This window comes from Enterococcus sp. RIT-PI-f, assembly GCF_001297065.1.
Lineage (GTDB): Bacteria > Bacillota > Bacilli > Lactobacillales > Enterococcaceae > Enterococcus_D.
This window is the reverse complement of record NZ_LHOX01000014.1, coordinates 24,281-36,123: the sequence shown is the minus strand read 5'-3', so window position 1 is coordinate 36,123 and position 11,843 is coordinate 24,281. Positions and strand designations below refer to the sequence as shown.

The following is an 11,843-nucleotide window of genomic DNA, read 5'->3' as shown; positions in this document are numbered from 1 at the left end:
CACCTCATTCATTAAATACCATCTGCTTCAAATGCACGATACAAAAGCGCATTATTTGTGTCGATGTATTGTTGTAAAATGTGCTTAAAATCATCCAAACTATCTTTAAGCATATCGACTTCTCTATTTTGAGATAAAAATTTTTTCATATCATCTTCAATAATCATGTTAATTAATTGATTCCTTGAGATTTTTTTTCCTGACCGTTCGGACAATTCTTTTGCTCTTCTGGTAAGATACGTTAATGTTTCATCATGCTCGAATCGAACAACAATTTCTTTCATAGTTTCCTCCTTCAGTAAGTTCTTAATCGGAGCTTAGATCCTTGATTATAGATTGTAAGTTCGATGAAATAGCCCCAAATAAAGAAAGAGCATAAGGTAGATACCCCCACCTTCTATTTAGAAGGTGTAAAATAGGCTGTGCCTATTGGGTTTCAAGAGATTTTAAGGTGATATCATTGCCTTGTTTTTTGTAGTTTCGATTGAATACTACAGGTAGTTGTAAAATAGTCTTTTTTAGACATTTGACTACTATACGACTACCACCAACTTTCTTTTTCAAAACTATAATCGAGATTACTAACTAGATTTTCATTAATAATTATTTGCTAGGTTCATGCATGTATTGTGCAATAATGTCTTGAATATCTCGCTCTTTTTTTGGTGGTTCCTGTTGAGAAATATCTTGTTTGGCTTCCCGTTTTTTCGGTTCTTTAGGCCTGTTCTTAAAGCGATAATTTTTATTTCTCACAACTTTCTTATTCATTGTTAACGCATCTTGATAAACATTTGATGAAAAGATATCTAGAATTTCTGTATGATCTTGTTCCAATTTTGCATTGGTCATTATCTCCAAAATGGACAACGAATCCAATACTTTCTTTTCAAAGCTAGCTTCTTTGCGAATTCTATTTAACAAATCCAAAAGAACATATCGAATCATTGCGCTGTCTTTTATTTGCTCATCGACAGGTAAATAGGTCTTCAATTCTTCCAAAGCGTCCCTATGTTCAATGTCGATATAGACTTGTAATTTTTCTTTTGCCAATGAAATTCCTTCTTCCATTTTTAGGTTTTTAAGAATAGTAATTAAAAAAAAATTTGACTTGAAATTACTTTTTCAGTTCATTTATTTTTTCGTTGATTAAAATTATCGTTGTTTCAATCTCACCAATTTTCGCTTGATTGTCTGATATTTCACCTTTATAGGATTGAATGGCATTTTCTAATGTGGTGATCGTATCTTCTGTTTTGGTCAACTGTTCACCCACTTGATACTCTTTTTCTTCCGTGAATGCTTCGATTTGTTCTTTTGTGTTTTTGATATTATCGACGATTGTTTTGTTTTTTTCTTCAATCGTTTTTCTTTCTGATTGTTGTAATCGGATATCATTTTCTAACGAACTGATCTTCAATTCTGCTTCATTAATTTCAGAAAAATCACTCTCAACCACTGAAGATTTATCTTGTGATCCATACAAACTGACGGTCGTTTCTTCCGCCTCTTTTGACCGTTTGTAGGTCAGATCAAACCGCACTGCACCAAAATCTTCGTTAATTTTTGGTGCAACTAGCACAAAATATTTTTCAGAAACAGGGATTACAGTGACATCCAGTGGTGTCTCAATGTCCTCTTGTGTCACCACTTTTGCTTTTGTGATAGGTGCCCCATCTGTGACGATATCGATTTCTGTATCGATATAAATATCCATCCGATAGCTTCTGCTGATAGGAGAATATTCTTTTTTTAGGATCGTGATTTCTCCTGCATCAAACGAAATGGATTCATCAACTGCTGTTTCAGAATAGGCATTCGCAGGTCTAGAGAGGATTGCTTGGCCTATGATTGAGACAAATAAAACACTGAAAAGAACCAAAACTTTGATATATGTTTGCGTTTTTGTTCGAAAATATTTCTGTTTGATATTGGCTTTACTCTCTTTAAAAAATGTAATAAAGCGCATGATTGAATAAATAATGGTCATGTTTATTCCCCCGTTTTAATTTTGGTGTTTGTAGCGACCAACTCATAATGATCTACTTGATTCGTCTGACCAACATGAACATTTGCGACGTATACAAGGACTTCATTTGAATCCAATCCTTCATAGGTCAGATCAAAAACAACCAAAAAGGTTTCTTGATCGTTGGAATAAATTGTTAATCCATCAAGGTTCATCTTGGCATCTTCATTGTCCATATCTCCAATTGATTGATCCATTTCATTGCCATATTCTTCAGTAATGAGTTCGTTTTTCTTTAGTAATGACACCCGTTCCTTTAAAAAAGGTTGGTCATTTGTATTAAAATAAGTGGTCACAAACGCTGTGACCACTTCTGTTTTTTCTTCATTTGATTGCCCTGTATTTCCATTATCTGGTGCTTGATCCGTTTGATTTTCTGAACTTATTTGATCATTGCTGCTTGATTTAATTTCGCTGTTTTCTGTACTGAATGACACCGTTTCAGGTTCATTGACTGCCTCTGAAAGGATCTGAGGATGGAAATAAAACCAACCAATAATTCCCCAACTACCTAACAAAATAAGCATCAAAATGCCGCTCAATCGTTGATAACTCATGATCTCAACTCCTCTTTTTTATTTTCTTCTTGAAAATAGTCCATTCGATAAGTACGTGGCTCATCTTCCATTTCAAATAGTATGCCGTGACGCTTATAATGACTGATCAAGCCTTCTTTGTGTGCTTCATTATAAGATAGGAAGACGGCTTCTCTTTGTAGTTCTTTCCATTTTCGAATGACTACTTTTACAATAACTAGCCCTAAAACGAACAATAAATATGCTGGTTGAATGATACAGGCCAAACAAAGCAACAAATAATTTACACCGCCAAACAAGAAAAAAATAAGCATATTATTTAGCACCCGAACATCCTTCAGCTTGTCTTTTGAAAGAACTACAGTAAAGAAAACAGAGAAAATCATTAGTAATAAAACTAAAATTGTATAAATAAATACAATATTTTGATAGGTTTCTTTTGTAATATGGCTACCAAAAAAATCATTTAGTTTACTAACTGGCAACGTGTAAATAGATAGATAGCATCCGACTAAAATGATATAGTCGATCAAAATAGATACATTCCTCAGCCATTTGTACTTCTTAAGTTGTCGATAAAGGTCTGTTTTTTTTAGTTCTTCGAACCATTTGTTTTGGATTTTAATTTGTAAATGCTCTTCTTTTAGTTTATGTTTCCACTGTTTAAATGCTTCTTTTATCATTTTGTTACGCTCCTTTGCTATGACTTATTTAGGTGTGCCATAGCCCATAATATACTGACTGGTCTTGCCATAATTACGCTCTTTCGTGCTGTCTCCTGAGTTACCTTCAAGCGTATAAACAGTTCCATTCGAGTAGCTTTTAACGATACCTACATGGTCGCTTATGCCATCTGCGTCCCAATCAAAAAAAATCACCCAACCATCTTTTGGTTCAACACCTCTTGATTGCCATTCATTTTTTTGTTTAAAGTTTTGAATGCCAGTAGGACAATAAGCAAATTTTTCCATGTTCACATTAGCCTTTGCGGCCACATAAGAAACAAACACTGCGCACCACTCAACTCGGCCTCCAAAGCCATACCATGACCAATATTTTTGTCCTCCTGCATGCAATCCTTCATCGATCTCCGCTTGTGCGACCTTCGCCATACTGCTGCTGCCACCAGGCAAATTCGTGCTTTTTGGCGTCAAGTATTGCTTGACCACCATGGATAGCGATAGGTAATCTTTTGAAATAATCTCCAGATTTTCCCCCGCTCCACACCGTACGTGAGACTTTCACCTCATACGGCGTTCCATCAATTGTTGTAGTAACTTTTATATATGTTTCAAATCAAATTTTACAAAACACTATTTCCTACTTTATTTCTTAAGGTATTTATTTTTTCAATTTGTGACTCTGTTAAATCCAGATGGTTAGCTAGTTTAGAAATCTTTTCTTTATCTTTCAGGTGAATAAGGGTGTGTATATCTTTATGAACAATAATTAAGTTTGAATACTTATCCGTTCCATTGTGCTTTATTGGAACAATGTGGTGACAATGAATTTCCTCTATTTCTAGTTCAATTTTCAGAACTTCACATTTGCCCTTTTGGGCAGAGAATCTAGAAATTCGATTATCTGTGTATTCTATTGTTCGTATAGGGGACTTCAACATTTTTGCTATTATTGAAACATTTAACGATAAATTTTCATGAACAAGTTGTCTTCCTTCTTCTGTGAACTTAGATATTTTTTGGTTCAGTGACATCAATTTTGTATGTTTGACGTACGAAATGGGGAGGATAGGAATATTATTCAACCAGCGAACTTGTTTGCTTTTTCCATATTCTTTAGCTAGAAATTTATTCGTTATTTTTCCGTCTTTCTTAGTATCTAGGGAACGGTCAATAATATTTCGAATACCCTGGTTAATTTCATTACAATTAGTACTAACATTTGTTGCAGCACTATAATAACCATGTATACCAACAATCATTGAATTGTATTTTCCAATAGCCTTTTCTCTTGTTAGTGTGCCTTTTGGATGCTTAATTTTTACCAATTGCTTTTTTAAATTATTTTTGATGTTTTGCACAGCTTTTTTACTAATGTTGGAGGAGACTACATTTTTCGATTTTTTTCTTTTTAGGCTAATTTCAAACCCTAAATACTCAGAGGAATGTTTTTTGAGATTAACGATTTTTGATTTTTCGTTGCTAATATCAAGAGACAGTCTTTTATTCAACCAATTTTTTGTTGCGTAAAATAATTTTCTAGCATCTGATAAATTTCGACAAAACAGTTTGAAATCATCCGCATAACGGACAATATAAACTTCTTTCAATCCTGATTTTCTCAATTCTTTATACTTATTTCCTTTATCCAGACCTTTTCCTTCGGCTGTTCTATCAAGAACTCTTGCAGATTTTGTTTTGGTCGGCATATCTTCCCATTGAGAGGATATCCACCAATCAAGTTCATTTAAAACAATGTTGGACAATAACGGAGAAATAACACCGCCTTGGGCGGTTCCTTTCTTTGGATGTTGAACTAGTCCATTTGGCATAAGAATAGGTGCTTTTAACATTGCTCGTATCATTCCGAGCAGGTGTTTATCACGTATTCCTATTGTCCACATTTGCTTGATGAGCTTTGAATGGTTGACATTATCGAAGAATCCTTTAATATCAATATCCACGACGTAAGATAGGCCGCTTCGTTGCATAAGCCGATAACAATGTGCAAGGGCATGATGACCTGACCGGTTTGGGCGGAACCCATAATTATTTTTGTGAAACTTCGCCTCACAAATAGGTTCTAGTACTTGTAAAAGACATTGTTGAATTAATCTATCCCAGATAACTGGAATTCCAAGAGGTCTTGTTTTACCATTCGGTTTGGGTATTTCAACTCTTCTTACAGGTTTAGGGATATAGGTATTTAATCTTGATTGTACGGATTGAATGAAATCTGCATCTAACATGGTAGAAATATGTTGAATTGTCTTTTTATCTACACCTTTGGTGTTGCTTCCCTTATTCTTTTTAATATTTCTAAACGCTAATTTAATATTTTCTTCTGAACTTACAATGCTCATAAGGTCAGTGAATACATGATTTTGACCGCTTAGTTGAAATAAATCATCAAAGCACTCGATCATTCCATAATATTCACTATGTCGTAGTGTTTTTGTTATTTTCTTCTTATTCATAGCACTTCCCTAACTTGGATATTATTGAACAGGAAAGTGTTTATTTTGTCTTACTCGATTCTATGAAATACATAAATAGTTCTACTAAATAAAATTGACTCGTGGCTATTCCTCCAATTCCATTATAGAATTTTCATCAGTCATGCCACTACTCTCACTGGTATAAATGGGCTTATTTTCTTCGTACCAACCGTTTCATCAGGAAATAGAGTTCCCTCATCGTTACCAGCTTTCGACGTTCCAATATTTTTATCTATTCATATATCCTTAGGTGTCTGCTCTAGACCTGCATAAATCTACAGCCTTTAACTGCACATGGTTTTTCATATCTACGCATCTTACTCAACCACTTTACGCATTCATTCACTTCATTTTTCTTGAGTTAGAATCCGATATATTTCTATACCGTCATGTTATAGACCTTTTATTTCGCAGATTTGTCAGTACATTTTGTACATTCTCACCATAGATATTTTTTAGACCCCCGGTCTATAGGTTACGCCATCCACCTCTGGATAGTTTTCGTTTGCTTTCGCAATTACGGTAACTCTCAACCGACTTCACCGAGCTTTTGACAACTTTGTCTCTATAATAAAGTAGCCAATCGGAGTATTAGGGGAGCGTTTCAGGGCGTTACTCCGTCATTCCACTTCTCAAAATATTAGTTCTCCTTAATAAATTATTTTTTGACGCTCATTATTAAGTGCCTAGTCTTTTCAACTAGGAACGTCTCGCACCGTAAAACATATTGCCATAGGCATATCGATAGGTATAACCGAGATTGACAGCGATTGGATTCGTATAGGTCACTTTAACCCCATTAGCGTACTTGTTGGCAAATGCGATTGCTGTATTTAAGTCATATGTTTTAGTGGCATAAGAGAGAAATCCTGGCCCATAATTGTAGGCTTGAATGATATTCAATAGATCCATATCTTTATGACTTTTTACCAAACTCGCAAAATATTTCACACCTACTTCGATACTGGTATAAGGGTCTGAGATCGTGTTTGGGGCGTTTCCTTGTGACTCACTGGATTGCATGATGTCAGGATAACGAACGGCATTACCGCCACTTTCTGCTTCAATCAGACCCAATATATAATCAACGGTTTCAGGAATGCCGTTCTTTTCCGCTTCTTTTGCGACCTTATCTTTCCACTGCAAGGTCATCTCCGAAACATTCACACCTCCTCCACCGATTTCAGTAGAGGTTGTCTGTGACGCACCACCCAGAAACACAACTAAAAGAAGACTGACGACCACTATACCTAAAGCTGTAAGAACAGCTGTGCCACTACCTAAAAAAGCAAGTAAGAGTTGGATTTTATCCTTCTTACTTGCTTTTCCGGCCAACAATTTAATTATTTTCGATTTCATTTTTTCCTCCGATTAATTGATTGGCTTTTTTTATTTCCTGGTATGCTTTCTATAACTTCTTGTATTTTACTGAATTCTTTTTCCTCCGGATTCATGTCATGTTTTCCATAACATTGGGCTAAAAAGTAAGTTCCATTTCGTTTGGTTTTGATTTCTAATGTGTATCGATGATTGTCATGATGGTATTTATAAATAATCGATTGACCTTTTTGCACTTTTTCAAAATAACTGTATACGCAATGATGCATTGTTGCCCCTTCAATATACAATTCTTTATTGGTCGTGATGCGAACAAATCGATTATCCAATGCTAAAGCTTTTTCCAATTGAACAAATTTTTTATGACGAGTGATTTCGATTTTTTTCATTTTTCTGGACTGTTTAAAATTGTATTCATCCACAATTTTGTCATGATATCTTTCCATTCCATTAACTGACTGGAAATGAAACGTCATTTTGTGCTTTATTCTTAAAGCCATAAATACAAGATCTTCGAGTGTAACAGTATCAGATTCCGATAATGGTTCTTTCAAAATGAAACGTTCAACGTAATTTTGTAACAAAGATTGTAGAAACATAGTGGATCGTTTTGATATGATAAAAAGATCATTCGGCCATAAATCTTGACATTTCTTTTGCTCAATACAGGATAAAAGCTTTTTATATTCTTTTTCACTCAATATTTTTTTTAGTTTCATCAATCCATAACTATAACGAAGAGGATACTTGTTTACTTTTTTAGAAAAAGTATCATTCTTATATTTCTCAGTCAGAAATTGAAATTTGTTTTTAGCATGGACTAATTCTCCCCAAGTAAAGGGTAGCTGCACTTTTTCAGCAAACATTTCGTTGATAAAAGGATTAATTGAATGAAAGATAGCTCTTAGAGAATCATCCATATGAGATAAACTATCTTGCAACATGATTGGTACACTTCTGGAATTGACTGTCTTAAGAAATGCAAGTCCATTGATTTCATCTTTTAAAAAGACGTGTGGCGCTTGACGGTACGATAAACTATCAATGGACATGCGGGTCAATTCCAATTTTTTAAAGATCAAACGCTGATATTTTTCTCCAGTACCTCCATTAAACCAATCGTCATCATAATCTGAATCGAGGATCCGATTCAGCTCTCTAAAGGAGACTGTGACAACATACTCCTTTTGTTTCGAATGATCGAACCTTAAGCTCTCGATATGGGGATTGTCTGATAGAAATTTCCTCATAATGCTGATTTCCTTTACAAGACGGGACTGATTTGGATCAACGATAGAGCCTTCTAAGCAAAGGAAGAACAAGTTTGCATCCTGACTGTTTAACGCCAATAGATCAAACTCATTTGGATAATTTTGTAAAGAATAGCTGCTAAATTGATTTTTCACTTGTTGAAAAAAAGCTGATAAATCATTCATAGATAACGATTTTTCGAGAACACCCTCCATTATTAATGCCCTCCTGCAAATCTGACTAACTGTTCTTGATCAGGATCCGTTTTGATCTTATAGTTGTTATTCCCTCCTAAATTGACGATCACTTCCCCTTGTTCCAACAGTGCCAGGTCTTCGTATTGTCCATCAGTCAATAGATTACCCATGGCTTTTTTCATCGTTTCACTGACTGATGCATCCAGCTGTAGAAAGAATTTCGCATTACATAATTCAAAGACTTGCTTGATTTTTGAAATATAATCGTCAGAAGATGTTTCTGGTAAAAGCTCTTGTGGTGATTGTGTCGCAAAAAAAGCACCGGCCGAAAACTTCCGCATTTCTTTTAAGAATTTCACGACTTGTTTAACAACAAATACCGTATCAGGACTTAGGATTTCTTGGCATTCATCCAAGAAAAAGGCAAAAAATCGAACTTCATCTGATGTGATTTCGCCATTTTCCAACGCCAATTTTTGTTTGCGACCATTCTTTAATGCCTGGTTCCAAACGATATTCATAGCGGTATAAAGCATACATTTATATACTTCATCATCAAAGTGACCGATTGTTTCAATATCAAAAAATAAGACATCTTCTTCATCAATGTTATGAAATGTACTGCGGCCATTGAAGATCGATCCATATTGTTCGCACATCGATGTGATCACCGTTTGAAAGTTTTCCATTTCCACCATTTTGACTTCAGTCACACGATCCTTATAGCCATTTTCAACATAATGATCTACGAATTGTTTGAATTCGCCAACGGTTGGATACTTTGAAGGATCCAATCCAATGATATGGATGTCCTTTTGATTTTCTGTGTAGTTTTCAGGTAAGAGTCCATAGGAGATATAAAAATCATCCATGATCTTCCCAAAATCAAGAATATCGACCGAGCGCATGGCTGGATTTAAAAAGCGGATCTTATTGAAGAATGTCGCTCTATGCTGCAAGTAACTGTTCAGTTCATCGATTACTTTACCACTTGTATCAGTAATTGTGGCTAGTGGTTCTAATGGATTTAGCATCCCTTCTTTTCCGGATAGATCATATATTTTCCCGTTTTGCGACTTGATCAATTTATACCAGTCTCTATTTTTTTCAAACCCGCGAATGATCGTCCGTTTACCATATAACAATTCCTCAAGCAGCTTCAGTAACGTCGATTTACCCATACCAGGTTTACCAAGAGTCATTGAACTAAAGGATTTTCTGACTGCAGTGATCGCATAGGGATTGTAAATAAATGGCCCGCCTGTATCTGTTTTGCCGATATAGCCGCCACCCGTATCATTCAAGAATTGGTGATTAAATGGGTAGCCTCCACCAATCGCAGAACTTGGTACGGTCATACCTTCTTTACTGCCTGGTTCATTTTGTTGCTCAGAATAGCTTTGGAAAAACGCCAGCCATTCCTGGGATTGTTTCCCGATATAAGACACTGATTTATAGCCTAGTGCCTTCAAAGAACGTCTAAGATCGCCTACCTCTTTGTCTAGTTCTTCTTGTGTGTCTGCAGTCACATAGATACGGATATCAACCATTTTACTGACTTCGTCTCCTTGGTTGATTTCATTTGCGTAACGTTCTAAAGAACGAAACTCATTGACTGCTTCATTTCGCTGCGTACGTGTCCGATTGTCCTCTGCTTGAGAGTCGAGTTCGCGCATAGCTTTGTCGATATCACTCAAAATAACTTCCTTATCCAAAGGTGCGATATCGAATTTTGTGATCGATTTTTGATTGTTCATGATTGTTGTCAGCCAAAAAGGGGTTGGACGTTTGGCCAGTTGGTAGATGTGCAGACAAGCATGTGTGCCGTCTCCTGCGACCATACGGTCTTCAAGAAAAGTTATGCCGCCTTGTGGTTGGATTCTTTCGATGAATGAGAGGTCAAAACCTTCTTTGACAAGTGCTTGAATTTCTTTTTCATTTAACATATATTTTTCCTCCAGACTAAATCGGGGTATTCAGGTTATTTAATTTATATAAGATCTGCTCAATTTGCTTTGGTGGAACATCCTTAATGCCTAAGTTGGTGCCACCTGCGCGTTTTAAGATCGTTTTGGAAAGGTTGATCTCCTTTTCTGTTTTTCCATAAACGATCAAATAAAATTCTAAATTAGATAATTCTTGTTCGACCCAAACCAATCGATTGATTTGGTCTCTGATGATTTTGAAACGAACCGTATTTTTTTCTTCTCGTGCCAGCTGCAGCTGTTTATTCCAGTAAGATAGATTGTCATCGATATTTGTGGGAAACATCATCGATAAGATACTCATTTCTTCTTCATACACCCGCAACATATTCTCAAAATGCCGCATAGCCATATACTGTTCACTGGCACTTAGTCCATTGATATTTCTAGTCGTCACCTTCAAAAATGAAAGGAAACGGCCATTTTTTTTAACCACGTTGCCTTTGATCATTTCTTTGATCGGAACCAACTCTTGGATCGATGGATTTTCTTCTTTCTTACGCTTACGTCCTACCGGACGAAAACTTTTCACTTGTTTTGCGACCATATTTTACCCTCTCCTCTTTGTATAGGTTTGCACTTCGTACACATTTCGATCCATGACAATCAAGCAATAGATCGTATATAGATTTCTCCGGCCACCGTTTGAGGCGGGTTTTGCACATAAAAACAATCCTAGAAAAAAGAAGGTAATACCTAATAAAATCGTTGTGACCAATGAAAAATGGATATATCCTTGCAGGTATAAAAGAAACATCGATGGCCCAAAAATGATGAATAGATCCAAAATATAGAGTGATTTGTATTTAAATTCTTGTTTGATACTTCTTTGAATCACGATATTGTTGTATTTATTATCCATATGTCGTCTCCTTACTCGTACCAGGCAGCTTCGTCATAAAATGCTGGGATATGTTCCACTGCTTGACGGTATTCATTGATTTCATTTTCTTCTGCAGGTTTTTCTTGTGCCAAACGTTTCCGTCTGTTGTCTGTGATCTCTTTGTTTTCCAATAAGTTATAGCTTTGTACGATATCTTCAGAAATAAAACAACGTTCACCGGACTGGTTTTGATAAGAGCGTGTTTGTACTCTACCTACAAAAGAAACGTGGGATCCTCGACAAGTCATTTCGACAAATGATCGAGCGATCGCACCATACAACACACATAAAAAGGAATCTGATTGGTAGTCAGATTCCTTTTTCGTCTTATAATTCCGTTTTGATACAAGTAACACCCTGGTATAATAGGTGCCTTTATCTGTCGTTTTTAGCTGCGGGGTCTCAGCTAATCGACCTTCAATACAATGTACATTTAACATACAACATCC

The 11,843-nt window shown here is 35.8% G+C and carries 12 protein-coding genes and 1 pseudogene; all 13 read right to left on the bottom strand.

The genetic code is table 11. The annotated features are described in order from the left end of the window. Positions 1–11 precede the first annotated feature (11 nt). Positions 12–284 carry a hypothetical protein gene (locus tag AEQ18_RS06620; protein WP_054115587.1) on the bottom strand — a complete coding sequence of 91 codons (273 nt, stop codon included), beginning with the start codon at positions 282–284 and terminating at the stop codon, positions 12–14. A 319-nt stretch (positions 285–603) separates the two neighbouring features. Further along, the gene (locus tag AEQ18_RS15810; RefSeq protein WP_235505502.1) at positions 604–1,068 is read right to left on the bottom strand and encodes a hypothetical protein; all 465 of its coding nucleotides are present in this window, start codon (positions 1,066–1,068) and stop codon (positions 604–606) included. 46 nt (positions 1,069–1,114) lie between these two features. Further along, on the bottom strand, positions 1,115–1,987 hold the full coding sequence (locus tag AEQ18_RS06610) for a hypothetical protein (RefSeq protein WP_054115586.1): 873 nt from the start codon (positions 1,985–1,987) through the stop codon (positions 1,115–1,117). A gap of 2 nt (positions 1,988–1,989) precedes the next feature. After that, on the bottom strand, positions 1,990–2,583 hold the full coding sequence (locus tag AEQ18_RS15910) for a hypothetical protein (RefSeq protein ID WP_054115585.1): 594 nt from the start codon (positions 2,581–2,583) through the stop codon (positions 1,990–1,992). Next, positions 2,580–3,245 (bottom strand): hypothetical protein, encoded by a 666-nt coding sequence (locus AEQ18_RS06600; RefSeq protein ID WP_054115584.1) that lies wholly within the window; start codon positions 3,243–3,245, stop codon positions 2,580–2,582. Before AEQ18_RS06600 ends, AEQ18_RS15910 begins: the two co-directional genes overlap by 4 nt. A 24-nt stretch (positions 3,246–3,269) precedes the next feature. Continuing rightward, positions 3,270–3,737: pseudogene (locus AEQ18_RS06595) on the bottom strand (CHAP domain-containing protein); the annotation flags it as partial. Positions 3,738–3,865: 128 nt separating this feature from the next. Further along, positions 3,866–5,719, bottom strand: a complete 1,854-nt coding sequence (gene ltrA, locus AEQ18_RS06590; protein WP_054115583.1) for a group II intron reverse transcriptase/maturase — start codon at positions 5,717–5,719, stop codon at positions 3,866–3,868. A 720-nt stretch (positions 5,720–6,439) separates the two neighbouring features. Continuing rightward, a complete protein-coding gene (locus AEQ18_RS06585) occupies positions 6,440–7,099 on the bottom strand; it encodes a lysozyme family protein (protein ID WP_442855693.1) in 660 nt (219 codons plus the stop codon). Further along, complete coding sequence (locus AEQ18_RS06580) at positions 7,096–8,544, bottom strand: PcfJ domain-containing protein (RefSeq protein WP_054115582.1); 1,449 nt, start codon at positions 8,542–8,544, stop codon at positions 7,096–7,098. The genes AEQ18_RS06585 and AEQ18_RS06580 overlap by 4 nt, the downstream gene beginning before the upstream one ends. A 2-nt stretch (positions 8,545–8,546) precedes the next feature. After that, positions 8,547–10,472 carry an ATPase gene (locus AEQ18_RS06575; RefSeq protein WP_054115581.1) on the bottom strand — a complete coding sequence of 642 codons (1,926 nt, stop codon included), beginning with the start codon at positions 10,470–10,472 and terminating at the stop codon, positions 8,547–8,549. Between the two features lie 16 nt (positions 10,473–10,488). Continuing rightward, entirely contained in the window at positions 10,489–11,058 is a 570-nt protein-coding gene (locus AEQ18_RS06570; RefSeq protein ID WP_054115580.1) for a hypothetical protein, read from the bottom strand. Positions 11,059–11,061: 3 nt separating this feature from the next. Then, positions 11,062–11,373, bottom strand: a complete 312-nt coding sequence (locus AEQ18_RS06565; protein WP_054115579.1) for a DUF5592 family protein — start codon at positions 11,371–11,373, stop codon at positions 11,062–11,064. A gap of 11 nt (positions 11,374–11,384) precedes the next feature. After that, on the bottom strand, positions 11,385–11,834 hold the full coding sequence (locus tag AEQ18_RS06560) for a single-stranded DNA-binding protein (RefSeq protein ID WP_054115578.1): 450 nt from the start codon (positions 11,832–11,834) through the stop codon (positions 11,385–11,387). Between the last annotated feature and the right edge of the window lie 9 nt (positions 11,835–11,843).

Bases quoted from the DNA above. Each gene is read 5' to 3' on its own strand.
- AEQ18_RS06620 (WP_054115587.1), bottom strand. From the start codon at position 284: ATGAAAGAAATTGTTGTTCGATTCGAGCATGATGAAACATTAACGTAT.
- AEQ18_RS15810 (WP_235505502.1), bottom strand. From the start codon at position 1,068: ATGGAAGAAGGAATTTCATTGGCAAAAGAAAAATTACAAGTCTATATC.
- AEQ18_RS06610 (WP_054115586.1), bottom strand. From the start codon at position 1,987: ATGACCATTATTTATTCAATCATGCGCTTTATTACATTTTTTAAAGAG.
- AEQ18_RS15910 (WP_054115585.1), bottom strand. From the start codon at position 2,583: ATGAGTTATCAACGATTGAGCGGCATTTTGATGCTTATTTTGTTAGGT.
- AEQ18_RS06600 (WP_054115584.1), bottom strand. From the start codon at position 3,245: ATGATAAAAGAAGCATTTAAACAGTGGAAACATAAACTAAAAGAAGAG.
- ltrA (WP_054115583.1), bottom strand. From the start codon at position 5,719: ATGAATAAGAAGAAAATAACAAAAACACTACGACATAGTGAATATTAT.
- AEQ18_RS06585 (WP_442855693.1), bottom strand. From the start codon at position 7,099: ATGAAATCGAAAATAATTAAATTGTTGGCCGGAAAAGCAAGTAAGAAG.
- AEQ18_RS06580 (WP_054115582.1), bottom strand. From the start codon at position 8,544: ATGGAGGGTGTTCTCGAAAAATCGTTATCTATGAATGATTTATCAGCT.
- AEQ18_RS06575 (WP_054115581.1), bottom strand. From the start codon at position 10,472: ATGTTAAATGAAAAAGAAATTCAAGCACTTGTCAAAGAAGGTTTTGAC.
- AEQ18_RS06570 (WP_054115580.1), bottom strand. From the start codon at position 11,058: ATGGTCGCAAAACAAGTGAAAAGTTTTCGTCCGGTAGGACGTAAGCGT.
- AEQ18_RS06565 (WP_054115579.1), bottom strand. From the start codon at position 11,373: ATGGATAATAAATACAACAATATCGTGATTCAAAGAAGTATCAAACAA.
- AEQ18_RS06560 (WP_054115578.1), bottom strand. From the start codon at position 11,834: ATGTTAAATGTACATTGTATTGAAGGTCGATTAGCTGAGACCCCGCAG.